Below are 26,684 nucleotides of genomic sequence, written 5' to 3'. Positions count from 1 at the left end.
TTAAGGTTCGCTTGAGGACGGGGTAAAGGATGAAAGAGGAGCACGGAAAACACAAGTACGGAATGGTGATCGATCTGGACAAATGTACCGGATGCGGGGCCTGTGTAGTGGCCTGTGCGGCCGAGAATAACGTCACCACCAGACCTGATGAATCCGACAAGTCGCGGAACATCACCTGGATGTGTGTATACGAGATAACCAACGGGAAGCCTTTTCCCGAGACAGAGGTCTGTTATCTTCCGAGACCTTGTATGCATTGCCACCATCATACGCCCTGCGTGTCGGTTTGTCCGGCTACCGCTACGAGAATGGATTACAACACCGGCATCGTCAGCCAGATCTATACAAGGTGTATAGGGTGCCGGTACTGCCAGGCCGCCTGTCCTTACCATGCAAGGTACTTCAACTGGTGGGACGGTGTGTTTCCCAAAGGGATGGAACGCTACCTTTCACCGGAGGTGTCTCCGAGGATGAGGGGTGTTATCGAGAAATGCACCTTCTGCCATCATCGCCTCATGCGGGCCAAAAACCAGGCATACGCGGAGGGGAGGCGGGAATTGGAAGAAGGGGAATACGTGACTGCTTGTGCTGAGGTTTGCCCTGCACAGGCTATTACCTTCGGTGATCTGAACAATCCCGAACACAAGGTCACTAAGCTGAGCAAGAGCCCCCGTGCCTTCCGGCTTCTCGAACGACTCGGCACGGATCCGAAGGTGTACTACCTTTCGAGCAAGGATTGGGTCCGGAAGATGGGGGATAACTATTTGCCCGGAGAGTTCAAACCTGTAATGAAGGCTTGAAGGCTGAGCAGCTTCAAACCCCTTCCTCAATACGATCATTTGACCGTTTTCTTTGGAGGATGGATGAATGGATTCCGCACTTTTACCTGACGGCGTAAAGCGATGTTCCCCAGGGACCTTTTTCCTCTGGACCTTGCCCTGGCTTGCCCTCCTCGCCTGGGGCGGCGTTTCTGCTTTCCTGGTTCTTTGGAAAGGTCTCAACCAGACCAATATGAGCAATATCTTCGCCTTTGCCCTTTGGATTGTGTTTGATCTGGCGGTTATCGCCCTTGGGGCTGGGGCCTTTTTCACGGGTTTCCTGACTTACATTATCGGTCGTAAGGAACTTCGCAATATCATCAATGCAGCGGTTATCATAGGGTTCATCTGCTATTCGGGCGCTGTGGCGATGTTGGGGATAGATATCGGACAGCCGATCCGGGGTTGGTTCATTTTCTGGCATGCCAATGTACACTCCATGCTCACGGAGGTCTCCTTTTGTATCACCTGCTATCTGGGGGTTCTCGCCATCGAATTTCTCCCTCTCATCCTGGAAAACAGAAAGCTCGATAAGATCAAAGAATTCCATTTTTTCGGGCACAACCTCCACCACATCATGGCCCTGTTTGCCGCAACGGGGACCTTTCTTTCCTTCTTCCACCAGGGATCTTTAGGTGGGATGTTCGGAGTAATGTATGCCAGGCCCTTTGCAGATCGATGGGGATTTTACGTTTGGCCCAGCACGTTTTTCCTCTTTGTCTTTTCCGCCATAGCAGCAGGGCCGAGTTTTACGATTCTTTGCACCAAACTGACCGAGGCCATTGCCAGGAAAAAACTCGTTCCGGACAATGCTGTTCAGCTTTTGGCCAAGATTTCCGGATGGCTCCTGAGCGGATACCTGATCCTGAAATTCATCGATACTCTGGGTTGGGCTAAAGGTATCGTCCCCTCTGCCGGTCTCACCTTTATGGATTTTTTTAAGGAAGGGCCTTACGGCGCCTGGCTTCTCGTGGCGGAATTGTTGTTGTTCGGCGTGGTCCCAGCGGTGATCCTGATAACACCTAAAGCGAGACAGAACGGGAAATGGCTGATAACCGGTTGCCTCCTGAATTGCACCGGGATCGTTTTCAACCGGTTCTTTTTCGTCATCGTCACCCTTGCCATCCCCGTGATGCCCTTTGATCGATTCTGGAGTTACCTCCCAAGCTGGCAGGAGTGGGGGATTGCGATGGCGGTGATCGGTTACGGGTTTTTGCTCTTCAGCGCCGCATACCGGTACTTGCCGGTCTTTCCGATGGAAAGAACCTTGAACCCGGACCATTCCTAAACCTGAAATAGAGACGTGTCCCGGATCCCGGGTTCTCTTGAACCATAGGGACGGAACGCGCGATCAGGGAGACGAGAAGATATGACCCCGTTTTCATTTGAATGGCAATGGAATATTGACTATCTGATCTTCATGGGCTTTCTATACCTCGCCCTGACGGTGGTGGTATGCGGGCTCATCGTGGCCTATATCAAGTCCTGGATGGATGTCGAGACCGGAGAGGTACATGACCACGGGGAGGAAAAGGCTTCTTCCCCATTGGCCTCCCGGAGAAGGTATGCCGAATATTGATTGAGTCATTATCGGACCAAAAAGGATCGGCCCGGGGGTGCGCTAGCGCCAGATGACCGTATCCCTTTTCCAGTGCACGTCGTCTTGCGCAGGATAGTCCAGGTTGTATTGCAGCCCTCGGCTTTCTTTCCTGAGGGAAGCGCAGGTGATGATGAGTTCGGCTACCTGGGCGAGGTTTCTCAACTCCAGGAGATCCCTTGTAACGGTAAAGTTCCAATAGTATTCTCTGATCTCATTCTGAATGATTTCCACCCGGCTTCTCGCCCTCGCCAACCGATTGTTCGACCTTACAATGCCCACATAGTTCCACATGAACCGCCTGATTTCGTCCCAGTTGTGGGTCACGATCACCAGTTCTTCGCTGTCGGTGGCCGTACCGGGATCCCACAGGGGCGCTTTGGGCAACGGTTTATCCCGCTTTTCCTCCAGCGTCCGGGAGGCCTTGTCTGCGGCCCTCCTGGCAAAAACCAGGGCCTCCAGAAGAGAATTGCTGGCCAGGCGGTTCGCTCCGTGCAAACCAGTGCAGGCCACTTCCCCGATCGCATATAGATTGTCGATATTAGTAAGGCCGTCCTTGTCCGTCAAAAGACCGCCACACATGTAATGGGCAGCGGGGACCACCGGGATCGGTTCCTTAGTGATATCGATCCCGAAGTTGAGACAGGTGTTGTATATATGGGGGAACCGCTTCTTTATGAAATCCGCCGGCCGGTGGCTGATGTCCAGGTAGACACATTCCTCACCGCTCTTTTTCAATTCCATATCAATCGATCGGGCCACTACGTCCCGGAAGGCCAAATCCTTGAGCGGATGGTATTTCTCCATGAAAGGATTCCCCTTTTTATCCAGGAGGATTCCGCCTTCCCCACGTACGGCTTCCGAGATAAGGAAATTTTTGGCCTCGGGATGGTAAAGGCAAGTGGGGTGAAACTGGACAAATTCCATGTTGGCGACCTTTACTCCCGCCCGATATCCCATTGCCACACCATCCCCTGAGGCAATGTCTGGATTGCTGGTATAAAGATATACCTTCCCGGCACCCCCTGTGGCCATGACCGTTGTGCGGGCAAGGACGGTGATGACTCGTTTGCCTATCGCATCAAATACGTATGCGCCCCAGCAGGTCTCCCTGGATTCGGAGTTGACGATGCCCCGTTTCAATATCTTGGAGGTGGTGATGAGATCGATGGCCATGTGGTTTTCGTAAATCGTGACGTTGTCATTTTCCCGGACCCTTTCCAAAAGCACCCGCTCCACTTCATGGCCGGTGAGATCCTTTGTATGGACGATCCGCCTCCTGCTGTGTCCCCCTTCCATCCCGAGGTCGAGTGTATAGCTGTCTCCCTCCTGCCTGGAGAAGGCGACACCCAGGTCGATCAGGTCCTGAATCCTTGCGGGTCCATCCTCCACAACCATCCTTACGACGTCTTCATGGCAGAGACCGCACCCTGATTCAAGGGTGTCCTTGATGTGAAGCTCGGGGCTGTCCTCGGGATCCAGGACCGAGGCTATGCCCCCCTGGGCGTAATTGGTGGAGGCATCCATCACCTCCTTCTTGGTTACGATGGCCACCGTTCCGGTCCGGGCGGCATGAAGGGCGAAAAACAAGCCTGCAATCCCACTGCCGATGACTAGGTAATCGGTTTCAATCTCGGATGTTGAAGATTTTCTTTCAGAAGCCATGTGTCTCCTCTCGTCCACTGGTCTGGGCTTTTGGAACTGGTCAGATACCCGGGAATGGGATTCAGAGATCACCTTCTCCGCCCTTGATACCGATTGACAGGATCACCCATTTCCCTTAAGGTGCCTCATTATTGAAAATTCTTCGGGGGTCCGTCAACAGATCATCATGAAAAAAAGATGCGCGGTGATATTCGATTGTGACGGCGTGATGTTTGATTCCCGCCGTGCCAATATTAATTTCTACAACCACCTCCTGGCCCACTTCGGCCTCCCGCCAATGACGGAGGACAAGATCGCTTTTGTGCACATGGCGACGGCCGATGAATCCGTTCGATCCATCTTTGAGGGAACACCTTACCTGGAAGCGGCCCTGACTTACAGGATGGAGATGGACTACGGCCCGTTCATCAGGGACATGGAGATGGAGCCGGGACTGAGGGAATTGCTTGGTAGGCTCAAGGGCCGTTTCGGCCTGGCCGTCGCGACCAACCGGAGTAACACCATCGGTCGGGTCCTTGAGAGTAATGGGCTGGAGGACTTTTTCGATATCGTGGTCTCATCCCTGGACGTGAAGCGCCCGAAACCCCACCCCGAATGCCTCCAAAAAATCTTGAATCATTTTGGAATAGGCTCCCGGCAGGCACTCTATGTGGGCGATTCTGCGGTGGACCAGGAAACGGCAAGGGCGGCGGGAGTTCCCTTCGTGGCATATAAGAACAGGCAACTTGATGCCGACCACCACGTAAACCGCCTCTTGGAGATCATCGATGTTGCCGATTCCCTGTACAGGGGGGACTTTTTTACGTCTGGTTCGTGACTACAGTCGGCGTAAGGAATATGAGAAGCTCTGTTTTCTGGGTAGTTTTCTTCCTGGCATTGAAGAGCCACCCGAGGATCGGGATTCGCCGCAGACCTGGGATGCCCCCTTCATGCAAGGAACTGTCCTCTGTGTAAATACCTCCGATCACGATGGTCTCTCCGCTTTTGACCATCAGTTGGGTCTCCAGCTCTTTTCCGGTCTTTGATGACAATCCCGTTTGCTGTTCGTCTTTAAGGGCGATCTTCATTGTGATGTAATTATTGTAACTCACTACCGGAGTGACTTCCAGCCTCAGGGTGGCAACTACTTCCTTGGGCTCCACGTTCTCTGCGGCCTGTAAGTAAAACGTGTCTCCCCGGCTGATGACGGCCTTTTCCCCGTTGCTTGCCAGGACCTTGGGAGCGGAGATGGTCCTGGATTTCCCTTCAGTTTCCGCCAAAGCGAGCTTGGCGTCGAGAATGGTAGCTGTGTAACCAAGGGCGCTCAGGTTGGCAAAGGCCAGGCCCATGTTAGGACTCCATGTTGAAGGAGCAGGGCTGGTGAAGGTGGGGCTGTATAGCTTACCCCCGTGGGGCCATTGGATCGTCGCATCGTCGGGATTGGGATCAGTTGGCGTCACCGAGCCGGGTGTTCCCCCGAAGCTCGCGAAAAGGGCGTCAAGGGAGTTCCGGTTCTGGAACTGGAACTTATCCCACTTGATCCCCAGATCCCGGGCGAAATCCGTCGTGGCGTCCACGATACGGGCCTCGATCATGACCTGTTTTACGGGGGTGTCAAATTTTTCGGCCAGTTCCTTGGCCTTTTCTATGACCGGTTTGATATCCTGAACGATCACCGTGCTCGTCCGATTGTCCACGCTCACCTTGCCCCGTTCGGTCAAGATGGCCTCAATGTGGGACTTGATATCATCCACGGATGCAAAGTCAACACCGATATAGGCCGTCTCTATGGGCGCCAGTTTCTTTTTCTTTTCCTTCAGCCTTAACTCTTCTTCCTCCCTTCGCTTCTTCTCGGCCTCGTATTCCTTGCGTTTTCGTTTTTCCTCTGCTTCGATCTGAGCCATCTGTGCCCTGGTGGTGATCCATACCACGTTCCCCGATTCCCTTTTGGCCAGGTTGTTGTTGGCCAGGATGAGGTCAAGGGCCTGGTCCCAGGGAACGTTTTTAAGGCGCATGGAGACCGTACCCTGGACCTCGGGACCCCACACTATGTTCAGGTTGCTCACCTCCGCGATCAACCGGAGTACGTTGGTGACATCGGCGTTCACAAAGTCCATGGTCATGGGTGTGCCCGTATAGGCCTTTTTAAGGAAACCGGGCATCGCCTCAGGTTCCCCGGGAGTTATCGCTTCAGAGGCCTGCCTGGCCGTCTTTCCTTCTGTGTCCCCATTCCCTGGAGAGGCTTGGGTCAATTTCAAGGGCACGATTTTTTTCTCGGCGGGAAGGATGTTGGACCGTTCAAAGTCGATTTGAATCTCGTCATCCTTTTGATCGATGTGGTATGGGACTCTTTCCCTCAGGGTGATTGCGATATCGACTTTCTTTTCCTTCTCGGAATAAGAAGGTCGGATCTTTGTGACGGCGCTCTTAAACTGGGAAGAATCGATCTCCCTTAAGAGCTGGGGAGGGATTGTCGCATTTTCCAGCCTCAAAAGAAGATCCAGAGGGGCCACACTGTCTAAGTGATAGGGAACTTTTTTATCCGTAGTGACAACGATCCTGGATTTTCCCCGCTCGAGCATGACAAAATCGATTCCGAGGATCTGGTTCAAAGGGGATTTTTTTGCGCTTACAAAGATCCTAGGGGAGGCGGGCTCCCTTTCTTTTTCTTCTTCAGTGGGGGTTGGTGTGACCGGGAGGGTAGCCATGGTGCCCGGTGAAACGGTCCGTTTCGGCGCAAGGGAGACCCGGATCAGGTTGTCCGAGGATTCCACCCTGTAATCGACGGGTTCTTTGAGGTCGATTTGGACTCGTGTGGTCATGCTCTGGGATTCGCTCTTCATGGTTTCAATGCTCTTTATCACGCCTTTTCCTACGTCCATTCGGCTGGGTAGGCCATCCCCCTTGACTCCCCGGATGTCCACAATCACCTTGGGAGGGTTTGCCAGGTGAAAGGCCGTGAACCGCGCATCCCCGGAGTTCTGAATCTGGACGAGGGTTTTCCCTTCAGGGGTGACAACGTCGATCGACTTGACCACAGGCACTGCAGGGCCTTCAGCGGCTTTTTTCTTGGTCCCGGTCGAGGCGCAGGAATTCAGGACCACGAGGCATATAATTAGGCCCATGAGACAAGATGATCTCACTTTACGCAGGCACATTATGTTTCCCATGGACGATCTCCTTCAAATTGGAAATGGCTGAAAATTTTCCGAACTGCTTCCCCATGATCATATATCAAGGGGTTTATTCGGATTAAGAACTATCGTATTTCGGGAACCTTCTTGGCTATTTCCCGGTATTTCGTGTTCCCTCTGAAATCCCTGTATTTTTCCCGGATTACGACTCCCCTGTCAGTTATCAGGGCAACCTTTCCCCCGTTGGTTCCGATCGGTGTCCCTTCCCGGATCACGTGACCTGTTCCCTTGGAATCACGTACCATGGCCCATTTCCCCTTAGAGCTCACGATGACGGCTATAAGCTCCAATTGGGACAGGTCGACTGTTTCGAGATAAGTTTTAGGCCTTTGTTTCTTTTCGGCGGCAACCTCTTCCTTTTCGGCAATAAAAGGCTTGAAAGGATCCGTTTTCCCCCTCGGATCATAGAAGTAGGCAACGTGTTTTTTCGGTTCCTCCACCTTGGCCGTAATCCCGGTATCTCCCGCATTTTTCATCGGCCGGGGTGGCTTGTAGATGACCTGAGCGGCCTTAACCTGTAGAAGGGGCACGATACATAATATTAAAAGAAGTAAAACTTTATTTGCCCTTTTTCTTTTTTTCATTGACCTTACCCGTGAACCGATAGGTTACCGCATCACAAGTCGTAAGAAGGGTGGTCGACAGTTTTTTGACCGGCTTCATGGATACGTTAAGTATGTTGACGATTCTGTCCATCCGTCCCACTTTGTCAAAGAATACTGCTACATCGTGATAGGATCCACTCACTTCAATGGAGACGGGAATTTCCATGTAAAAGCCCTTTGAGGTTTCTTTTCGCGGGCTGAAGAGGCGGAACTGCAACCTGGAATCACTTCCCAGTTGGGTGATAGTCTTAAGGAGGCTCGGTATCTCCTTCTCCTTGGGAAGGAGCCGCAAGGCTTCCTGGAACCGGGCCTCGGCACGCGCAAATTCAGCCTCGAATTCTTTAATTTTTTTCGCCTTGATCAAGGTTTTTCGTAACTTGTTTTCAAGACTCCTGATCTCCTGCTCGCCCTTTTTTATGTCTTCCTTCATGGGAAAGTAGAAAAGCATGAGGAAGGCACCTGTGAGCAGCACGAGGGTGCCCAGGAAGATGCCCACCCGTATCGGCATCTTAATGTTTCCGATTTTTTCTATGATACCACCAGAGTCCATCGTGCCCATATCCTCAGCTTTTACACAATGCCTTTTCTATTTTCTTCTTTTTCTTTTGCTTTTCTTCGCTACTTTTTGTTCTTCTTTAAAAATATAAGTTTTACATTTCAGTTCGAATTCCGAGACTCTCAGGCCGTACTTGGGGAGATCTTTCATGCGAGTGGTATTCAGGTCCACGTCCAGGATGTGATCCATTGCCTTCAGCCTGGTCATGAAAAGGGCGACGGTTTCATTGTCCATGGCCGTCCCCGAAAGGGTTAGAATCCCTTTGGATTCCTTGAGAGAAGTGAGGAACAATTTTCCTTTCGGCACGGCAGATGCAATCTCGTCGAGGAGCATGACCGGTCCGGTCTTGGCCTTTTCCAGATCCCGGATGACATTCAGCATCTGCTTCAGCTCTTTGGTTTTCTTTTCAAGTTGGGTGATCTTCTTCAAGGTGGCCTGGTGTTTTGAAAGCTCCGCCTGAAGTCCGTCCCTTTTTTTCTGTAAATCCGATATTTCACCCCTCAATCCCAGGTAAAAATAGGTGAACCCGCACAGGACCAAGACCACGCAAAGGATGAAGACCGTGATCTGTCTCTTGATATTTTCCCTTTTTCTGGCGGCCCTGAAGGGCAACAGGTTGATTCGTATCATTTGTCCCCCACACTCCTCAACGCGAGACCAACTGCAACGGCGGCTTGGGGAGCCACGTAAGTCAGGTATTTGGGATCGAAGTTTTTTTCTTTGATGCTGAGATTGACAAAGGGATTGAATTCCTCCACGGGGATTTCAGTTTCTATGGCCAAGTATTTTCGAAAACCCGGCAATCGACAGGAACCGCCGCAAAGAAAAATTTTTTCTATGGATTCGTCCGGATAGGTTGTGGAGAGAAAATCAAGGGCGCGCTTTATTTCACTAACCCATTCGGCGGTAACTGATGTAAATATTTCTTCTAAGGCCTCCAGGTCAAGGTCTTCTCTTTGCTCGCCTAATTTGATCCTTTCAGCTTCTTCGTACGTGACATCAAATTTCTCCATAATGGCCTGATTGATCTGAAAGCCTCCATAAGAGGAATCCCTGGTAAAGAGAGAAATGCCGTCCTTAATGGCATTGATTCCCAATTCTTCAGCTCCGACATTCACGATGGCATAACAACCCGTGATGTCCTCGTAACTCGCCTCGAAGGCGTTTTGAAGGGAGAAAGCGTCCACATCGAGCACGGCGGGATTTAATCCAGCCAAGTGAAGGAGGCCCACATAGTCATCTACAATGTCTTTCTTGGCAGCCACCAGCATTATGTCCATGAGGTCGCCTTTTTCACCCTCTTCTTTGTCTTCAGGGGATTCCTCAGAAACCGACAGGATGTCATAATCGAGGTTGACATCGTTGATATCAAAAGGAATGTATTGTTCCGCCTCGTCCTGTATTGTGGATTCCAGTTCCGTTTCTTCCCTCTTGGGAATACTGATTCTCTTCACGATCACGGAATAACCGGAAATAGAGGTGGCTACATTTTTATTTTTGATTTTTAAATTTTTATACAGGGTCTTGATGGAGGAGGCCACGATCTCCATTTCCTTGATCGTGCCTTCTGATATGGCGTCCTCGGGCAGGCCGATCACACCGAAGTTTTTCAGGACCATGCCCTTCTTGGTGTGGTCGATCTCGACCAGCTTGATGGAGTGGGATCCGATGTCAAGGCCGATGAGCTGATTGCGCTTGGAGATAGGCATTGTGGTTCCTTCTTACGGTTCGGGAAAGATCTTGTCCTTGTCGGAGAGGTCATATCCGAGGGCCAGGATAACCTTTCTCCTGGTTTCCATCCGGCAATTCTTCCCCTTCTCTATCCGGTCTATGGTTAGAGGAGAAACCCCCGCCTTTCTGGCCAATTCCGCCTTGCTCATCAAGAGCCTCTCTCTGAGTTCTTTCACTCTGTTCCTGCCCAATGCTCCCTCCAAAGGGTAAATTCGACTGCTAATACTTTCTTCCATTTGAGTTATTTTTGAATAAGTGTGCAATTTTGTCAAGATATTTTTTATAAATTAACTCTATTTTATATAATTTATATATAAAAGTGTATATTTGGGTAATGTTTGTCCGGATTTTTTGTGGAATTTTCCATTTTTAATGCTAAATCTATGCCAATACGGCCGCGGATAGGCCTGATCAGGCTATTTTTTTGGGGATGCATGAAATTTTTCTTTACAATGTTTGTGTATAGCGATTATATTCACCCTCGCCTTCGGCTTTGCGGTTTTTTGGTCAGGCCTGCAGAGTGTTTCGAAGACTTTTCATGTTTTTCGCTGGATAAAAAGTTTTACTACCTCATGTCCATCCATAAAGCAGGAAATTTTTATTCGCAGGAACAGACTGAAGTATTTCGAGGATTAAAATTTCTCCACGCCTGGCGGCCTCCCTACCCTTCTGGCAGGCCCCCGGTTTGAGTTTGACCCGGAGAAGGGCTGTTTATGGATGGGCACTACCTTGGGAGTGTGGCATTGGAAAGACCCAGAGACAGTCGTCCTATCAAAAAGAAGAGTACTTTCAGGGAATATTTCGAGGCGGCGGCAATCGCTGTTTTGCTCGCACTGCTTATTCGGACTTTCGTGGTCCAGCCTTTCAAGATCCCATCCGGTTCCATGAAGCCCACGCTCCTGGTGGGAGACCGTATCCTTGTCAACAAGTTTATTTATGGGGTGAAGCTCCCCTTGCTCCGCACAACGATCATCCCTGTAAGCAAGCCTAAGAGAAATGACGTGATTGTGTTTATTTTCCCAAAAGACAGGAGCATGGATTTTATAAAAAGGGTTATAGGCCTTCCCGGAGAAACGGTGAAGATCGAAGGAACTCGTATCCTGATCGATGGGAAACCTATAAAAGATGAGCATGGCTATTACGCCATCAAAGAAGGACAAGGTGAAAGGCCAGGATATGGACCGGTCACTGTTCCTCCAGGGCATTACTTCGTAATGGGTGACAATCGTGATAACAGTAATGACAGCCGGTTCTGGGGATTTGTTCCGGAAAGGGACATCAAGGGAAAGGCCTTCATCGTTTACTGGTCATGGCCCCACTGGAATAGATTTCTTCATTTGATTCATTAGTGCCCATCTATAAACGGCCATTAATTTTCCACACGATCTCCTCTTCCTGTGTTTCTCTTTTTTATGGCCTGGAAAATCGTGTCCTTCACCTCTTTATGGATGTCGAGGACGTCGAGTTCCGTCACGTCCACGAAGCGGATCTGGCTTGCGTCCGAACCCGCCCGCGGGCTTCCCCCCCGAACCCAGCCCCAGTAATCCACCAAGACATAGTGAAACCGAACCGCACCCTTTTCATCACGCATGATTCTATCTAGGACCCTGACCAAACCCCCGATTCGGATTTCAAGGGCTGTTTCTTCGAGGATCTCACGCTTCAGGGCCTCTTCCAGGGTTTCACCGAGTTCGACACCTCCCCCGGGGAGACTCCATGTCCCTTTGCCGGGATCCTTACTCCTTTTGGCCAGGAGTACCCTTGGCCCTTGAAAGATGACCCCTGCCACACCAACCACTGGGTGAGAGGGATATTCCCTTTTCATGATCATTCCCAAGGTCTTGATAATAAAACCTAAACTGAGCATTTCAAAATTTTGATGAGATCCTTTTATTTAGATGTATCAAAAGGGTACATAGTAGTGTCCCGATAAGGTATCAAACCTGTAAGGTCAAGGGCATGCCCGCCGGTTGTTTGGCGCGGCTCGCGCACCTTGCAGTTGCCCGCCAGCCGTTTAGCGGGTTTGCCTGCCTCAGGCAGGTCTCCTAAAAACTCGGAAATCGCTCAATTTAGGTAGTGTCCATCCATAAATAGGCAATTTTGTTCAACGTCAAGGAAGGCGAAGATTTTAACCACAGGAATACATTAAACTATTTCGAGGATTAAAATCTGAGCCTGACGCAGAGATTGGGTAAAAGGGCCATTTATGGATGGACACTAGGTAAAAGTTATGACCGTTTCCTATCATGTTTTTCCGTATTGTGGCAAGTAAAGGAGGAAGGTCGGTCCGGGACAAAGGTTGCCTCCTCCTTCAAGCACCGGACGTTGAGAAGTGCAAAAGGTGTTGACAGGCCAGAGCTAGTGGGGCAAAATTTTTCGTTTAGTGGAACTTCGGGGAATTGGAGATTTTTGTGCCGGTTACATCGGGTCATGCGGTCCTTTTTACTATGCGGGTGATGAAATAATCCTGGTCCTGCCCTCTCATCTGTGACCTAATAATCTCTTCAGCTCTCCCGACATGATACCCTTTAGGCCCCGGGCAAGAAGGGATTTTGCTTCGGGCGCCTGTTTTTTCGTATTCAGTATTCACCCTGACCGGGTGATGAAGCAGGATGCCCGGTTTTATGATTTACCCTCAGGGCAACCCCTGGAATCGGGCGGGAGACCGGACACCCCGAGTCTCTTGTCGTTTCAGTGAAGAATAACGAAGTTGTGAAACCGGAACTCAAAGAAAGGAAATTGGATTATGACAGGGAAAATGAAGACCATAGAAGGAAACGAAGCCGCCGCCCATGTGGCCTATGCCTTGAGCGACGTGGCGGCGATCTACCCGATCACGCCATCCAGCAGTATGGGAGAATACTGCGATGAATGGGCCGCCCATGGACGGAAAAATATCTTCGGGCAGGTTTTGAAGGTAGTTGAAATGCAATCCGAGGCCGGTGCCGCGGGCGCTGTTCACGGAGCTTTGGCGGCAGGCGCCCTTTCGACGACCTTTACGGCCTCCCAGGGCCTTTTGCTTATGATTCCCAATATGTACAAGATTGCGGGTGAAATCATGCCCGCCGTCTTTCACGTCTCGGCAAGGGCCATTGCAAGCCATGCCCTCAGCATCTTCGGAGACCATTCCGATATCAACGCAGTCCGGCAAACAGGGTTTTCCCTCCTTGCCTCCGCTTCGGTCCAGGAAGTCATGGATTTGGCCCTGGTAGCACACCTGGCCAGTATTCGTGCAAGTCTGCCCTTTGTTCACTTCTTCGACGGATTCCGGACTTCCATGGAGATCCAGAAGATAGAGATGATCGATTACGAGGACATGGCGGGTCTTGTCGATTGGGAAGCCATTGAAGATTTCAGGAGCCGGTGCATGAATCCCGAGTACCCTCAACTCAGGGGGACTAATCAGAATCCGGATATCTTCTTCCAAAGCAGGGAGGCATCCAATCCCTACTATGAAAGGATCCCTTACATCGTCCAGGAAGAAATGGAGAAAGTGGGCGACTTGACGGGTCGATCTTACGGCCTTTTTGACTATGTGGGAGATCCGGAAGCGGATCGGGTGCTGGTTACCATGGCCTCCAGTTGTGATGTTGCCGAGGAGACCGTCAACTATTTGACGCAACAGGGCGAAAAAGTTGGGCTTGTCAAAGTAAGGTTGTATCTGCCCTTCTCTAGGGAACACTTTCTCAGGGCCCTGCCCGCCACGGCCCGAAGGATTGCGGTCCTGGACCGCACCAAGGCCCCCGGGAGCCTTGGGGAACCCTTGTACCAGGATGTATGCACGATTTTCAAGGAAAGGGATGATCAACCCCTCGTTGTTGGCGGGCGGTACGGACTCGGAAGCAAGGATTTTACACCCGCCATGGTAAAGGCCGTTCTGGATAATCTTCGCTCAACAGCCCCGAAGAACCACTTCACGGTGGGTATCGTGGATGATGTTTCCCACACCTCTCTGGAAGTGACCGATGAGTTTGAATCGGAACCCGAGGGCACGGTCCGGTGTAAATTCTGGGGACTCGGCTCGGACGGAACTGTCGGCGCCAACAAGGACGGCATAAAGATCATTGGTGAAAACACCGATATGTACGCCCAGGCCTATTTTGCCTATGACGCGAAGAAATCCGGTGGAATCACCATGAGTCATCTGCGATTCTCTCCCCACCGGATTCGTTCTTCTTATCTGTTGACCCATGCCGACTTCATTGCCTGCCATAACCCAGCCTTTGTCAAGCAGTACGACATCCTTGATGGAATCCGTGAGGGAGGATCCTTCCTGCTTAACTCCCCCTGGAACCTGGAGGAACTTGAAAAGAATCTACCTGACTCCATGAAGAGGACAATCGCCCAGAAAAAGATCAATTTCTATAACATCGATGCAGTCAAGATCGCCCAGGAGATTGGACTTGGGGGGCGAATCAACATGATCATGCAGGCCTCTTTTTTCAAAATCGCCAATGTGATTCCGCCCGAGGAAGCCATCGATCACATCAAGGAAGCCATCAAAAAGACTTACGGTAAGAAGGGTGAAAAGATCGTCCAAATGAATATCGAGGCCGTGGACCGGGCCCTTGGGTCCCTTGAAAAGATCGATGTCCCCGAGACTTGGCTCACGGCCGGACAGGAAGCTTATATGGAGAGGGATGAGCCGGATTTCGTAAGAGAGGTCATGCGCCCCATGCTTGCCATGAAGGGGGATAAACTGCCGGTGAGCGCTTTGCCTCCTGACGGGATCTTCCCCACGGCGACCACCCAGTACGAAAAGAGGGGAATCGCTATCAATATACCCGAATGGCAGCCCGAGCACTGCATCCAATGCAACCAGTGTGCTTTCGTCTGTCCTCACGCGGTGATCCGTCCGGTCCTGGCCAGGGAAGAAGACCTGGAAGGGGCGCCCGAGGGTTTTGTCACCCTTGAGGCGAAGGGAAAGGAGTTGAAGGGCCTTCGTTTCAGGATCCAGGTGAGCCCCCTGGACTGCACCGGGTGCGGAAACTGCGCCCATGTCTGCCCCGCCAAGACCAAGGCCTTGGTCATGAAACCCCTCGAGACCCAGACCGAGACCCAAGTTCCGAATCATGTCTTCTCCATGGATCTCCCGGACCTCGGAGACGTGATGCCGGCCACCTCAGTGAAGGGGAGCCAGTTTCGGCGGCCCCTCTTTGAATTTTCCGGTGCCTGCGCGGGGTGCGGTGAAACCCCTTATATCAAGTTGATCACCCAGCTCTTCGGTGACCGCATGCTTATCGCCAATGCCACCGGCTGTTCTTCCATATACGGGGGAACGGCTCCCGTGTGCCCTTACTGCGTGAATGAAGAAGGTCATGGTCCGGCCTGGGCCAATTCCCTTTTCGAGGACAACGCGGAATACGGCTTCGGGATGGAACTGGGCGTAAGCCAGAGAAGGGAGAAGCTGGCTGATCTCGTTCGCGAAGCCTTGGAGACGGATGTCTCGAAGGAATTGAAGGACGCCTTTCAGGGCTGGCTGGATCATTTTGACGACGGAGAGCAGTCAAAGGATTTCGGACGCCGCATCGTGGACTTGATCCAGGAGGAATTCATCAAGACCGAAGGGCGGACCATCGAATTGCTTCTCGAAATTCTGGATAGGAGTGACTACCTGACCAAAAAATCCATCTGGGTTTTCGGAGGGGACGGCTGGGCTTACGATATCGGCTACGGGGGCCTGGATCATGTACTGGCCATGAATCACGATGTCAACGTCCTGGTACTGGATACCGAGGTATATTCCAATACGGGAGGCCAGTCTTCCAAATCGACCCCGTTGGGTTCCGTGGCCAAATTCGCGGCCAAGGGAAAGCCGACCCGGAAAAAGGAACTCGGTCTCATGGCGGCGACTTACGGCTATGTTTATGTAGCCTCGGTGTGCATGGGAGCCAACAAGAACCAACTCCTTAAGGCCCTCATCGAGGCCGAGAGCTACAAAGGACCTTCCCTCATCATCGCCTACGCCCCCTGCATCAACCACGGCATCAACATGGGTTTGAGCCAGGAAGAGGGAAAGAAGGCTGTGGAGGCCGGGTATTGGCCGCTCTACCGTTTTGATCCCAGGCTTAAGGCCCAGGGAAAGAACCCCTTCATCCTGGATTCCAAGGAGCCGAAAGGGGATTTCAAGGCCTTTCTCATGGGAGAAGTGAGGTATTCCAGCCTGACCCGGACCTTTCCGGATGAGGCGGAAAGGCTGTTCAAGCTGGCAGAAGAAGACATGCGAGAGCGTTACGAGCGTTACAGGAAAATGGCCGGTCAGGAGGAATGATCCCGTTCTTCCGGCAGGGGGCTCCCCTGGGAGATGCCCCTGCCGGAACCCTGGCGGGATCTGTAGATATTCGGAAGCCTCTGTTGCGGGATCGACCCGCTTCGGGGGCTTCTTTTTGGAGAGAGATCTTCTATTCTTTACCTGCATCCCGGGAATGAAGGGATGGGGGAGCGCAAGCCTTCAGCCTCTCAAGTTCCTGGTGTGAGGTAAGGTCGTAGCTTATTGGTGTGATAGTGATTCGGTTTTCTCTGAGGAGCCGGGCATCCGTATCTATTGCATTGTTGGTGATGGGGGTCTCTTCCGAAAGCCAATAATAGATATTTCCTCTGGGGTCGACACGACGTTCAAATCTCTCCAGGTGTCTCCCTATTCCCTGCCTTGTAATAACGACCCCCTCGATTTTTTCGGGAGGAAGGGCTGGTATGTTGACGTTAAGCGCGACTCCCTGAGATAATTCGTTTTCAAAGGCGAAACGGATGATCTCCCGGCTGAAGCGGGCGGCGAACCGAAAATCGGGATTCTCCCTGGTGGCAAGGGAAATGGCCGCCGAACGGATTCCGAGAAAAGCCCCTTCGGTGGCTGCAGAGACGGTACCGGAATAAAGCACATTGACACCGACATTGGCGCCCAGGTTAATACCTGAAAGGACCATGTCGGGAGGGTTGTTCAGGATTTCTTGCAGCGCGATCTTGACACAGTCTGCCGGGGTCCCGGAGACGGCATAACCGTAGAACATGCCGTTCCTTGAAACCGGCTTGACCCTCAGGGGCCTGGTAAGGGTGATGGCATGCCCCACAGCGCTTCTCTCGGATTCCGGAGCAACGATATGGATTTCGTGCTCCGAACTCAGTTCATCGTATAGGGCCTTCAATCCCGGGGCATAGATGCCGTCGTCGTTGGTCAAGAGGATTCTCAATTCTTTTCCTTCTCGAGGGATACCTCTTCATATCATTCGGAAGGGAAAGTTTGAAGGCCTTTTCTTCCGCCGGATCCTGGGTCTCCGTGGTTTTCGTTGCTTCTCGACGGGATCTGCAGTATAAACCTATCAGCGGCCTGCGGTTTACGGGAAAGGAGGTCCAGTGTGACTTTGGTGTTGGTTCGAAACCCGAGAGGGCGTTTTTCAAAGGTCTCCTCCCGGTCCGTAAGGCTTATACCCCTCACCTTCCGGGAGGATTCCCGGTTTGAGGTTGACCTGTCTGCAGGCGGGCACGGACAGGGAGGCGCTGAGATTGGGCAAAGTCAGGCGTTTTGCAAGGGTCTCAGGGCAATGTTGCCACGGGGCCGTGTCTTCTCCCCACGCCGTTTTATTCATTGCTTGAGATGACAGGAGTCAAAATGAGGAAGAAAAAGATCGGGTCCATTTGGTCGCGGCTGCTCCTCCTCGTTCTGGTCTTGGCCGCAATTTTCGGGGCTTACTACCTGGGATTTCAGAGGGCCTTGAATGAAAAGGGCAGGGGATTCGAAAACATGGTTTCCTCTTCGGAATCCGGAGTATCGCCTGCTTCCAAAGGCGAGGTCAAGGCGCCGATAGTAGAGAGTGCGGAGACTTCCCAGGGCCGATTGGAAAATGAATCTTCTGTGGAAGGGGTCCTTGGCACACGGGAAGAACGTTGTGAAGAAATCGAAAGGGACGTACGTGAATTTTTTAAGTACCTTGACGAGCGACCATATGTCCAGCACTTAGGGGAAGGTATATCTTCCTATACGCGTTTTCGGCGGATCCTCAAAAGGCTTTCCGCCAGCCCACCTATCCCGGCCGGTGAAGGGATCGATTCGATAACCCTGGCGAAAAATATCTTTCACTTTTTCCGGGTTCTCGACAAAGAGGATCTCCGGTTGATCAAGGAAATCATGAGGAACGAAGGAGACACCCTGGAGATGAACCTGGATCTCTTCTATCGTTGGCTCATGCTTGGAAACCGTTGCCCGGATCCCAAAGGAATCAGACCCTCCTTGGGGGTTCTTTACAAATACGCCGGTTTTTTCTTGAATACGATCGGTGGAAGGGCCTATCTGTTCCGGAGGCCTTCCGCAGTCAGGATCCTGGTCAGTTATTACTCACTCCTGATTATTCATGAAGCTGATAAGAAAGGAATCAACAATTACGGAGTAGATGTCTTTCCATACATCGCCCCCTTGAAAGAGGAGATGAGTTTTTATCCCGGATTTCTTTTTCAGAAGGAATACCTCACCAAGTTGGACGAACTGACCACCTTTTACCTTAAGCGGAGGTAAAGACATTTTTAAACCCACAAGTTTTCGTGAAGAGCCTTCTCGAACCAGGAAAGGGCAACTCTGGAAAGGGAATGCAACTGTGCAGGATTACTGAGTGTCCTTGGCGAGGACCTTTTTGTCTATTGTGAGGGGCTTGAAGTAGCCGATTACGCCTTTTTTCTTGAGGTATTCTCCTTCCTTCCGTGCTTCCTTCTCATTTCGGAATTTACCGATATAGACACGGTACCACCTTTTGCCTGATACGATCTCCGGAACCCAAACGGCTTTGACCCCTTCGGAGACCAACAGGCTTACCATCCTTTCGGCGTTTTCTTTCTCCATGAAGGAGCCGACATGGAGAAAGGTGACCCTGTCCATGTCTTTCCCGGGGGAAGCCCGCAGAGGAGCATGATCTTCAGGGGCCTTCACCGTGAAGTCGGCGATAAGCCCGAGGTTCTTTAAAATCCTGCCTTCCCTCAGGGCCTCCCTCCTGCTCCTGAATCGCTCGATGTACACCCTGTAAAACTTGACACCTCCCCGTCCGGTTTCTTCTCGGTAAAAGGCATCGTGTCCCAGCCGCCGGAGATCAGCGACCATGCGCTTCGCACCTTTCTCCTCATGATAGGCGCCCACCTGGATGGAAAAATATTTCCCTTCCGGATAGGATGCCCTTGCAGGTAGAAGCAGAAGGAGCGCTGACACCAGCACAACGGCCGGGAGGTTGAATGTGGACGTGGAAGAGAGAGCAAATCGTCTATTGGGAGGTAAAGGCAAGATAAACCACCCCCTCCTTTTGGTAATCCGCCGGAAAATATGCAGCCGCAAAGAACTTTTCCCTGGGGTAAAAAACGGCCCGTTTACAGAAAACCTAAATTGAGCGATTTTCGAGTTTTCAGGAGACCTGCCTGAGGCAGACAAGTGCAAAGCGCGCGAGGATTCAGGAATGAGACGTACCTGTCCCGTTGGGACGGCAGACAGGCACCGCACAGGCAGGCAACGCAGCAGATCCTGTAAAATCGGAAATCCCGAAGGGTTTCAAAATTTGATGATTTGAAAAAGATACATATGGCATGCCCTTGACCTTACAGGTTATGATACCTTATAGGACACTACCATGTACTCTTTTGACATATCTAAATAAAAGAATCTCATCAAAATTTTGAAACCCTCAGTTTAGGGAAAAATTTGCTGTCTACGGCGATGTATAGAGCGGTCCGTTGTCCCTGAGCCTGGGGTGGGATTCTCGCCCCAAGACTATCTCCAAATGTAGCGCGACTGAGAAGGGAAATCAATCATTCGAATGGATTTTGCCTGAAGATTCGGGAAGCCCGGCCTGAGCGTAGCGGTCCGACCCGAAGATGGGCCCGTCTTTCTTGACATCGGACTGACCCGAAACCTATGATACTATATTAATGCCCCGATCTGGGAATGGGAGAGCCTTGGGCCTTCAGGCGAAGACTTTAATCGGATCGTTTTTATAACAGGGTTCAAGGATCCAAGGATTCAAGTGGCCGAGTGATTATTGTCCGCATTTGCAGAAGATCGCGGGTTTGGCCTTGAATGAATGTGCGAACAATTGTTGTGCTACGGCGAGATGTCTCCTAAAGCCTAAGGCGAGTAACTACGGGTTTACCCGTGGGGCTCCATAGACCCTGATATAAGCCCGCCTCAATGCTTTTCACTTGACCCCTTGGCCCCTCAGACCCTTGTATAAGTCAGGGTCCAGGGATCCTGGGGATCCGGGGTTCGAGTGAGAATCGGGATCTAAGGAAAGATGATATTAATTGTTGGGTCTTGGAATCGAGGATCGAGCCAATAATAATTCCGAGAGACAAACCGGTAACGGGGTTAGGCCCGGAACCATGCAGAAGGATTTTTCCCTTGACGGATACTCTACCGAAACCCCTAAGAGCAGGGGGGCGCGCCCTGAAAAGGCAGGTCTTCGATCTTCTGCACACCCTGGAGATTGATAGAGCCGTCGAGGAACTTTACGGATTCCCGCCCAAGCGAGTGATCAACCCTCTTTTCTCCCTCCTCAATCACAAGGACCCGGATATCCGTTGGGCCGCCGTGACCGCCTCGGGGGCCGTGGTGGCGCGTCTTGCGGAGCTGGATATTGAAGGGGCCCGAATCATCCTGCGCCGTATAATGTGGAACCTGAACGATGAGTCGGGGGGGATCGGCTGGGGATTACCGGAGGTGATGGGAGAGATCCTTGCCCGAGTCGACGTCCTGGCCGAGGAGTTTTCCCCTATCCTGCTCTCCTATGCAGATGAGAAAGGGAATTACCTGGAATATGACATGCTCCAGCGGGGACTCCTTTGGGGAATTGGGAGGCTGGCCCAAGTGAGGCCCGAACATATCCAGTCCCTTGAACCGCATCTGTTCCGCTATTTCGAATCCCCCGATGCCGGGGTGCGAGGGCATGCGGCATGGGTCGCCGGAATGGTCCCGTTTCCGAAAGTCCGATCCCACCTGGAGCGTCTCACAGGGGATGATTCAGAATTTCGGCTTTACGAGGGGCAGCGCCTTCAAACCAGGAAGGTGCGGGAAGTGGCCGCCCAGGCCCTGAAAGGGTTGGAGGCCGTATGATTAAAGGCATGGCCTTTTTTATGGCTTTGTTTCTGACTGCGCTTTGCCCGGCTCCTTCAATGGCTGGTGCACGGGTAAGCGACAGGACACAAGAGTGCCTGGAATGTCACACTGCAATCCATCCAGGGATAGTCAGGGCCTGGGAAAGGAGCCGGATGGCCCGGATGACCCCGGCAGGTGTGCCGTGGCCTTACCCGAAGAAGAGCGGAGGGTCTCTTTCAAGGGAGTCCCCGAGGCCCTGGGCCGGGTCGTGGTTGGGTGCGCGGAATGCCATACCCTTCACCCGGAAACCCACAAGGACACCTTCGAACACAACGGCCACCGGGTCCATGTCGTGGTGACCCCGACGGATTGTGCCACCTGCCACCCCGTGGAGATGTCACAGTTCAGGGAAAACCTGATGTCCCGGGCCTACGGGAATCTCCGGGAGAACTCCATCTACCGTAGCTTGTCGGATTCAGTTAACGGGCCCCATACGCTGAAGGGGGTGGAGATTGTCACCGGGAGGCCCGATCTGGGGACAGAGGCCGATTCCTGCCTTTATTGCCACGGGACAAAGGTGCTCGTGGAGGGGAAGGAGACCAGGGAAACGGAAATGGGGGAGATGACGTTCCCGGTCCTCCAGGGATGGCCTTCCCAGGGGGTCGGCCGGGTGAATCCCGACGGCAGCAAAGGGGCCTGCAGCGCTTGTCATACACGGCACACCTTCTCTATAGAAATGGCCCGAAAACCCCATACCTGTTCAGAGTGCCACAAAGGTCCGGATGTCCCGGCCTATAAGGTTTACAACGTGAGTAAGCACGGGAACACCTATTGTGCTCTCGGGAAAACCTGGAACTTCGATGCTGTTCCCTGGGTGGTGGGAAGGGACTTCACGGCGCCGACCTGCGCCGCCTGCCACGTGAGCGGGATCGCGGACGAGGATGGAAACGTAATTGCCGGGCGGACCCACCGGATGAACGATCGCCTGGCATGGCGGATCCTGGGCCTGATTTACGCCCACCCTCAACCCAGGTCTCCCGACACCACCGTGTTACGAAATCGCCTGGACTTGCCCTTGCCCACGGAACTCACCGGAGAGCCTGTCTCCAAAGGGCTTATCGACACCCGAACGATGGAGGCCAGGCAGGAGCGGATGGAGCGGATCTGCTTGTCCTGTCACGCCACCGGATGGGTGAAGGGGCATTTCGCCAGATTGGAAAACACCATTCGGACCACCAACGAGATAACCAGGACCGCCACCCGAATCCTCATGAACGCCTGGGAGGAGGGAGTAGCCGGGGGATTGGCCCAAGGGGACGGGATCTTCAACGAGGTCATCGAGAAGAAGTGGGTGGAGCAATGGCTCTTTTTCGCAAATTCTACGAGGTATGCCTCGGCCATGGCCGGAGCTGATTACGGTGTATTTTCAGGAGGACGTTGGCACCTGTCCCGGAATATCCATGAAATGATGGAGAGGTTCAACGACCTCATGGAGCAGAAAGAGTGACTGCGGAAAAGGAGATGAACGGAATGGCAGACAAAAAGGTGAAGATGTATACCCTCAGTACTTGCAGCCATTGCAAGGCCACAAAGAAATTCATGGATGACTGCAGGGTCGAGTACGAATTCACGGACGTCGATCTCCTCGAGGGGAAGGAACGGGAGGCGATCCTGGAAGAAGTGCGGAAGTTGAATCCCAACTGCTCCTTTCCCACGATCATTATTGGAGACAAGGTCATCGTGGGCTTCAGGGAGAATGAAATCAGAGAGGCCCTGGGATTATGAACAAGGTGGAAGAACTATACCAGAGACTCAGAAAGTTGCAGGAGCCTGAAGGTTATTTCTTCAATAACGACCGGGAGCGGGTTTTCGATCTCCTGGAGGCGCTCCTGTTGAACAAAGACCGCTACGGCTATATGAGTTGTCCCTGCAGGCTGGCTTCGGGCGATCGGGCGAAGGATACGGACATCATCTGTCCCTGCCGCTACCGGGAGCAGGATGTGAGGGAATACGGGAGCTGTTATTGCAATCTGTATGTATCCCGTGAATGGAACGAGGGTGGAATCCCCCATGTATACGTTCCCGAGAGGAGGCCGCCCGAGAAAGTCGGCTGGGCATGAGGACAGTGCGGCCCTCAGCGGTTCAAGGTCCTGAGCAGGTCTTCCCAGATCGTTCGCACGGTTTCACCCGTCCGGGAGGCCCCATCCAGTTCAAACAGGGTTTTCCCCTGGACCATGGCATGGGTGAACAACGGGTCGAAGGGAATTCTGCCCAGAATCGTGACGCCCTTAGCCTCTGCGTGTTCCTCGATGGCGCGGGCCTTTTCGGGATTGAGGTCAGCCTTGTTGACGCAGAGCAGGGCCGGTACCTTGAAAAAAGCAGCCAGGTCCGCCACCCGCTCCATGTCGTGCATCCCTGAAACCGTGGGTTCCGATACGATCAGAACGGCAGTGGCCCCGCCGATTGAGGCGATGACGGGGCATCCGACCCCCGGGGGGCCGTCCGTGAGGATCAAGTCACGGTGATCCTTTTCGGCGAGTTTTTTGGCCTCCTGCCGTACCAGGGTCACGAGTTTCCCCGAGTTTTCCTCCGCTATGCCCAGTCTCGCATGGACCATGGGACCGAACCGGGTCTCTGAGAGATACCATTCTCCGTTGGTACTAAGCGGGAAATCGATGGCCTTTTCCGGGCAGAAGTAGACGCATACCCCGCATCCCTCACATTCCAGCGGGTCAACCTGGAACTCCTCGCTTATGGCTTCCCACCGGCATAGTTCTCTGCAAAGGCCGCACTCGGTGCACTTCTCCCTGTTGATTTTCGCGAGGCTGCCTCCCTGAAAATCGTGGTGTTCCATGATTTCCGGCTTCGTGAGCAGGTGCAGGTCTGCGGCATCCACGTCGGCGTCACACAGCACCTTGTTCTCGGCCAGGTAAGCGAAGGCGCCGATCAGGCTTGTCTTTCCGGTTCCCCCCTTTCCGCTGATCACGACCAGTTCCTTCATTTCTGCTCCATCTCCCGTCAGTGGACGATTTTTTGAATCGATTGATAAAGGGCCCTGAATTTCTCCTTCCATTCGGGACGCTCTTCTACAAAGGGGATACCCCTGGAGTAGGCCTCGGCGATACCCCGATCAAAGGGTATTTCCATGAGCAGGGGGATCTGTTTCGTGCGGGCGAATTCCCTCACCCTGTCATCGCCCAGGTCCGAACGGTTGATGACCAAGCCGCAGGGAATCCCGAGGGTTTCGACCGCACCCACGGCCAGTTCGAGATCATGGAGCCCGAAGGGGGTGGGTTCGGTCACGAGGATCACGAAATCCGTTTGCTTCATGGATGTGATTACCGGGCAGGAAGTACCCGGCGGGGCATCGATGATGGTCAGGCCATCGGCTTTCTCGTAAGCCCGCACCTTCCGGATGAGGGGAGGGGCCATGGCCTCTCCAACCTTCAAACGCCCGTGGACGAACTCAACGCCGTCCCGCCGCCCTTCCTCGATGATCCCCAGTTCTCTCCCGGTCTCCGTAATGGCCTTTTCCGGGCACACCTCCACGCATCCACCGCAACTGTGGCACATCTCGGGAAAGGTCAGCACGGTTTGGCCGATCACCAGGATAGCCTTGAACTGGCAGATTTCCCCGCACTTCCCGCAAAGACTGCATTTCCCTTCGTCTACGGATGGAACGGGGGTGGTAACGGTATGGGATGCCTCAAACCGTGGTTTTAGGAAGAGATGGGCGTTCGGCTCCTCCACGTCACAGTCAAGCACCCGCACAGGGGGATCCAGGGACAGGGCCAGATTGGTCGCCACCGTGGTCTTTCCGGTCCCTCCCTTCCCGCTGGCAATACTGATAATCACCTTGGATTCTCCTCCCTTTGTTTTCTGGCGGCACTCCGGTACCGGAGAACCGCTCAAGATGAGATCGACCTGGATCCTGCCACCAAGGGATTCCCGGTTGAGCCCGACAAAAAGAGGCCGGCACCAAGGCTCCCTATTCCCGGTCCCCTTGATAGGGTATGGATGCCTACGGTCGGGATCCCTTGCCAATGCTGCGTCAGTGGTCGCAGATGTTGGCCCCGGTGATCAGGGAATCGGAGAGGTATTGCCCCACCAGGGTTTCGGGTGTTTCGGAGGGGGCCCCAATCACGACCTTGATGCCGTTTTCCTGGAAGAGTTGCTGGGCCCTTGCTCCCATGCCGCCTGCGATGATCACATCAGCACCAATCTCATGGAGCCATCGCGGCAACACACCCGGTTCATGGGGGGGAGGAGTCTCCAGGGTTTTTCCCTTGATTTCACCGTTTTCCGTGTCGATCAGGGCGAATTGCTCGCAATGCCCGAAATGGGCGCAGAGTTTTCCAGCCGCCAGAGGGATTGCAAACCTGAGTTTGTCAGCCGATTCGTTCATCTTATTCGTTTCCTCCTTTTTCGGGGGTTTTATTTCACGTTCCTCTCCCGCCGTGTGATCAGCAGCGATTTTCTTTGCCATTTCTTTGAATTCCAGGTTGAAGGGGGCTTTCTCGTTCCGATATTCGATCAGGTCTCCCCTATCGCCGTACCGGACGAACTCGGGATCGATCGGTAGACTGGCCAGTAGGGGTAATTGCTCCCTCTTTGCCAGTTCTTCTCCCCCTTGGGATGAGAAAAGATAGATTTTTTCGCCGCAGTGGGGACATCGTAATCCGCTCATGTTTTCGACCAACCCGAGAATGGACATCTTTACCTGTCGGCAGAAGTTTATGGATTTACGGACATCGGCCAAAGAGATCTCCTGGGGGGTGGTTACGATCAGGGCTTTGGCATCGGGTATGGTTTGGGCGATGGTCAAAGGTTCGTCTCCGGTCCCCGGGGGGGAGTCCACGATGAGATAGTCCAGGTCGGGCCATTGCACATCCGAGATGAACTGGCGGATGACGCCGATCTTGAGGGGCCCCCTCCAGATGGTCGCCGCATCCTTGTTTTCACCCATCAAAGGTTCGATGGAAATGACGTGTAGATTCGGAAGGGTCTCCAAGGGAAGGATCTTCCCTTCCTGGGGAGCGGGCCGGATCATTCCTTTGAGGTTGAGCAACCTGGGGATACTCGGGCCGTGAAGATCCACATCCATGAGACCCACCCGATACCCCATCTCGGCGAGGTGAATTGAGAGGTAAGCGGCGACACTGCTTTTACCTACCCCCCCCTTTCCGCTCATGACAAGTATTTTGTTTTTGATATGGGACAAGGTTTGTTTGATTTCAGCATTCTGTATCTCATGCTTGTCCTCCCGGGTCCCGCAACTTCCGCCGCAGCTTCCCGGTTCGTGATTTTGCTGGGTCATTGTTTCTAAAACCTCCTGTTTTATCGGTAACTCCAGGTTTGATTGTCTAGAGACCTTTGAAAAACGCCCCCTTTTGCCCAATCTCTGCGCCTGCCTGTGCCGGGCCTATCTGCCATTCCAAGGGGCAGGCAGGCACGGCAGACAGGTCAGACTCAAATTTTAA

The 26,684-nt window shown here is 52.8% G+C and carries 24 protein-coding genes; 11 read left to right on the top strand and 13 right to left on the bottom strand.

From position 1 onward, the window contains the following. Positions 1-29 precede the first annotated feature (29 nt). The 3 genes from JRF57_00675 (at position 30) to JRF57_00665 (ending at position 2,397) form a co-directional block, all read left to right on the top strand. On the top strand, positions 30-800 hold the full coding sequence (locus tag JRF57_00675) for a 4Fe-4S dicluster domain-containing protein (protein MBW2302204.1): 771 nt from the start codon (positions 30-32) through the stop codon (positions 798-800). Positions 801-867: 67 nt separating this feature from the next. Next, on the top strand, positions 868-2,106 hold the full coding sequence (gene nrfD / locus JRF57_00670) for a polysulfide reductase NrfD (protein ID MBW2302203.1): 1,239 nt from the start codon (positions 868-870) through the stop codon (positions 2,104-2,106). An 81-nt stretch (positions 2,107-2,187) separates the two neighbouring features. Then, entirely contained in the window at positions 2,188-2,397 is a 210-nt protein-coding gene (locus JRF57_00665) for a hypothetical protein (GenBank protein MBW2302202.1), read from the top strand. A gap of 42 nt (positions 2,398-2,439) precedes the next feature. Here the strand turns inward: JRF57_00665 and nadB are convergent, their stop codons facing one another. Then, on the bottom strand, positions 2,440-4,080 hold the full coding sequence (gene nadB / locus JRF57_00660; GenBank protein MBW2302201.1) for an L-aspartate oxidase: 1,641 nt from the start codon (positions 4,078-4,080) through the stop codon (positions 2,440-2,442). A 166-nt stretch (positions 4,081-4,246) separates the two neighbouring features. Here nadB and JRF57_00655 point away from each other — a divergent pair, with 166 nt between their 5' ends. Continuing rightward, entirely contained in the window at positions 4,247-4,897 is a 651-nt protein-coding gene (locus JRF57_00655; GenBank protein MBW2302200.1) for an HAD family hydrolase, read from the top strand. Here JRF57_00655 and pilQ read toward each other — a convergent pair. From pilQ to JRF57_00625, 6 genes are all read right to left on the bottom strand, one after another. Then, positions 4,881-7,229 (bottom strand): type IV pilus secretin PilQ, encoded by a 2,349-nt coding sequence (gene pilQ / locus JRF57_00650; protein MBW2302199.1) that lies wholly within the window; start codon positions 7,227-7,229, stop codon positions 4,881-4,883. The genes JRF57_00655 and pilQ overlap by 17 nt on opposite strands. 89 nt (positions 7,230-7,318) lie before the next feature. Then, positions 7,319-7,729, bottom strand: coding sequence for a pilus assembly protein PilP (locus JRF57_00645; GenBank protein MBW2302198.1), 411 nt, complete (start codon positions 7,727-7,729; stop codon positions 7,319-7,321). A gap of 82 nt (positions 7,730-7,811) precedes the next feature. Further along, positions 7,812-8,408: a type 4a pilus biogenesis protein PilO gene (locus tag JRF57_00640; GenBank protein ID MBW2302197.1), complete on the bottom strand. Its 597-nt coding sequence runs from the start codon at positions 8,406-8,408 to the stop codon at positions 7,812-7,814. A gap of 36 nt (positions 8,409-8,444) precedes the next feature. Next, positions 8,445-9,044, bottom strand: a complete 600-nt coding sequence (locus tag JRF57_00635; GenBank protein MBW2302196.1) for a PilN domain-containing protein — start codon at positions 9,042-9,044, stop codon at positions 8,445-8,447. Continuing rightward, positions 9,041-10,123 (bottom strand): type IV pilus assembly protein PilM, encoded by a 1,083-nt coding sequence (pilM, locus tag JRF57_00630; GenBank protein MBW2302195.1) that lies wholly within the window; start codon positions 10,121-10,123, stop codon positions 9,041-9,043. Before pilM ends, JRF57_00635 begins: the two co-directional genes overlap by 4 nt. A gap of 12 nt (positions 10,124-10,135) precedes the next feature. Beyond that, positions 10,136-10,381 (bottom strand): helix-turn-helix domain-containing protein, encoded by a 246-nt coding sequence (locus JRF57_00625; protein MBW2302194.1) that lies wholly within the window; start codon positions 10,379-10,381, stop codon positions 10,136-10,138. Positions 10,382-10,858: 477 nt separating this feature from the next. On the opposite strand from JRF57_00625, the gene lepB reads away from it, so the two are divergent. Continuing rightward, entirely contained in the window at positions 10,859-11,494 is a 636-nt protein-coding gene (gene lepB, locus JRF57_00620; GenBank protein ID MBW2302193.1) for a signal peptidase I, read from the top strand. A 20-nt stretch (positions 11,495-11,514) separates the two neighbouring features. Here the strand turns inward: lepB and JRF57_00615 are convergent, their stop codons facing one another. Beyond that, complete coding sequence (locus JRF57_00615; protein ID MBW2302192.1) at positions 11,515-11,970, bottom strand: NUDIX hydrolase; 456 nt, start codon at positions 11,968-11,970, stop codon at positions 11,515-11,517. Between the two features lie 921 nt (positions 11,971-12,891). On the opposite strand from JRF57_00615, the gene nifJ reads away from it, so the two are divergent. Continuing rightward, on the top strand, positions 12,892-16,416 hold the full coding sequence (gene nifJ / locus JRF57_00610; protein MBW2302191.1) for a pyruvate:ferredoxin (flavodoxin) oxidoreductase: 3,525 nt from the start codon (positions 12,892-12,894) through the stop codon (positions 16,414-16,416). Between the two features lie 130 nt (positions 16,417-16,546). Here nifJ and surE read toward each other — a convergent pair whose 3' ends face one another. Next, on the bottom strand, positions 16,547-17,332 hold the full coding sequence (gene surE / locus JRF57_00605; protein MBW2302190.1) for a 5'/3'-nucleotidase SurE: 786 nt from the start codon (positions 17,330-17,332) through the stop codon (positions 16,547-16,549). Positions 17,333-17,751: 419 nt separating this feature from the next. On the opposite strand from surE, the gene JRF57_00600 reads away from it, so the two are divergent. Further along, a complete protein-coding gene (locus JRF57_00600) occupies positions 17,752-18,651 on the top strand; it encodes a hypothetical protein (GenBank protein MBW2302189.1) in 900 nt (299 codons plus the stop codon). Between the two features lie 87 nt (positions 18,652-18,738). Here the strand turns inward: JRF57_00600 and JRF57_00595 are convergent, their stop codons facing one another. Beyond that, the gene (locus tag JRF57_00595) at positions 18,739-19,404 is read right to left on the bottom strand and encodes an SPOR domain-containing protein (GenBank protein MBW2302188.1); all 666 of its coding nucleotides are present in this window, start codon (positions 19,402-19,404) and stop codon (positions 18,739-18,741) included. A gap of 1,107 nt (positions 19,405-20,511) precedes the next feature. On the opposite strand from JRF57_00595, the gene JRF57_00590 reads away from it, so the two are divergent. The 4 genes from JRF57_00590 to JRF57_00575 all read left to right on the top strand — a co-directional run bounded on the left by JRF57_00590 (position 20,512) and on the right by JRF57_00575 (position 23,324). Then, positions 20,512-21,222, top strand: a complete 711-nt coding sequence (locus JRF57_00590; protein MBW2302187.1) for a HEAT repeat domain-containing protein — start codon at positions 20,512-20,514, stop codon at positions 21,220-21,222. Positions 21,223-21,325: 103 nt separating this feature from the next. Next, a complete protein-coding gene (locus JRF57_00585) occupies positions 21,326-22,711 on the top strand; it encodes a hydroxylamine oxidase (protein MBW2302186.1) in 1,386 nt (461 codons plus the stop codon). 23 nt (positions 22,712-22,734) lie between these two features. Further along, on the top strand, positions 22,735-22,989 hold the full coding sequence (locus JRF57_00580; GenBank protein ID MBW2302185.1) for a glutaredoxin family protein: 255 nt from the start codon (positions 22,735-22,737) through the stop codon (positions 22,987-22,989). After that, positions 22,986-23,324, top strand: coding sequence for a ferredoxin:thioredoxin reductase (locus JRF57_00575; GenBank protein MBW2302184.1), 339 nt, complete (start codon positions 22,986-22,988; stop codon positions 23,322-23,324). The genes JRF57_00580 and JRF57_00575 overlap by 4 nt, the downstream gene beginning before the upstream one ends. A 14-nt stretch (positions 23,325-23,338) precedes the next feature. On the opposite strand, the gene JRF57_00570 is transcribed toward JRF57_00575, so the two are convergent. From JRF57_00570 to JRF57_00560, 3 genes are all read right to left on the bottom strand, one after another. Further along, complete coding sequence (locus tag JRF57_00570; GenBank protein ID MBW2302183.1) at positions 23,339-24,205, bottom strand: 4Fe-4S binding protein; 867 nt, start codon at positions 24,203-24,205, stop codon at positions 23,339-23,341. A 17-nt stretch (positions 24,206-24,222) separates the two neighbouring features. Beyond that, positions 24,223-25,059 (bottom strand): ATP-binding protein, encoded by an 837-nt coding sequence (locus JRF57_00565; protein ID MBW2302182.1) that lies wholly within the window; start codon positions 25,057-25,059, stop codon positions 24,223-24,225. A gap of 196 nt (positions 25,060-25,255) precedes the next feature. Beyond that, the gene (locus JRF57_00560; GenBank protein ID MBW2302181.1) at positions 25,256-26,521 is read right to left on the bottom strand and encodes a P-loop NTPase; all 1,266 of its coding nucleotides are present in this window, start codon (positions 26,519-26,521) and stop codon (positions 25,256-25,258) included. Between the last annotated feature and the right edge of the window lie 163 nt (positions 26,522-26,684).

This window comes from Deltaproteobacteria bacterium (assembly GCA_019310525.1).
In the GTDB taxonomy this organism is placed as follows: Bacteria; Desulfobacterota; DSM-4660; order Desulfatiglandales; family HGW-15; genus JAFDEE01.
Note: the sequence above shows the minus strand (reverse complement) of the source record. Positions and strands in the feature narration are given on the sequence as shown.

Coding starts and splice junctions, on each gene's coding strand:
- pilM (MBW2302195.1), bottom strand. CDS start 10,123: ATGCCTATCTCCAAGCGCAATCAGCTCATCGGCCTTGACATCGGATCC.
- lepB (MBW2302193.1), top strand. CDS start 10,859: ATGGATGGGCACTACCTTGGGAGTGTGGCATTGGAAAGACCCAGAGAC.
- JRF57_00580 (MBW2302185.1), top strand. CDS start 22,735: ATGGCAGACAAAAAGGTGAAGATGTATACCCTCAGTACTTGCAGCCAT.
- pilQ (MBW2302199.1), bottom strand. CDS start 7,229: ATGGGAAACATAATGTGCCTGCGTAAAGTGAGATCATCTTGTCTCATG.
- JRF57_00665 (MBW2302202.1), top strand. CDS start 2,188: ATGACCCCGTTTTCATTTGAATGGCAATGGAATATTGACTATCTGATC.
- JRF57_00575 (MBW2302184.1), top strand. CDS start 22,986: ATGAACAAGGTGGAAGAACTATACCAGAGACTCAGAAAGTTGCAGGAG.
- JRF57_00655 (MBW2302200.1), top strand. CDS start 4,247: ATGAAAAAAAGATGCGCGGTGATATTCGATTGTGACGGCGTGATGTTT.
- JRF57_00585 (MBW2302186.1), top strand. CDS start 21,326: ATGTCACACTGCAATCCATCCAGGGATAGTCAGGGCCTGGGAAAGGAG.
- JRF57_00645 (MBW2302198.1), bottom strand. CDS start 7,729: ATGAAAAATGCGGGAGATACCGGGATTACGGCCAAGGTGGAGGAACCG.
- JRF57_00600 (MBW2302189.1), top strand. CDS start 17,752: ATGAGGAAGAAAAAGATCGGGTCCATTTGGTCGCGGCTGCTCCTCCTC.
- JRF57_00570 (MBW2302183.1), bottom strand. CDS start 24,205: ATGAAGGAACTGGTCGTGATCAGCGGAAAGGGGGGAACCGGAAAGACA.
- JRF57_00615 (MBW2302192.1), bottom strand. CDS start 11,970: ATGAAAAGGGAATATCCCTCTCACCCAGTGGTTGGTGTGGCAGGGGTC.
- nrfD (MBW2302203.1), top strand. CDS start 868: ATGGATTCCGCACTTTTACCTGACGGCGTAAAGCGATGTTCCCCAGGG.
- JRF57_00640 (MBW2302197.1), bottom strand. CDS start 8,408: ATGGACTCTGGTGGTATCATAGAAAAAATCGGAAACATTAAGATGCCG.
- JRF57_00635 (MBW2302196.1), bottom strand. CDS start 9,044: ATGATACGAATCAACCTGTTGCCCTTCAGGGCCGCCAGAAAAAGGGAA.
- JRF57_00625 (MBW2302194.1), bottom strand. CDS start 10,381: ATGGAAGAAAGTATTAGCAGTCGAATTTACCCTTTGGAGGGAGCATTG.
- nifJ (MBW2302191.1), top strand. CDS start 12,892: ATGACAGGGAAAATGAAGACCATAGAAGGAAACGAAGCCGCCGCCCAT.
- JRF57_00560 (MBW2302181.1), bottom strand. CDS start 26,521: ATGACCCAGCAAAATCACGAACCGGGAAGCTGCGGCGGAAGTTGCGGG.
- nadB (MBW2302201.1), bottom strand. CDS start 4,080: ATGGCTTCTGAAAGAAAATCTTCAACATCCGAGATTGAAACCGATTAC.
- JRF57_00675 (MBW2302204.1), top strand. CDS start 30: ATGAAAGAGGAGCACGGAAAACACAAGTACGGAATGGTGATCGATCTG.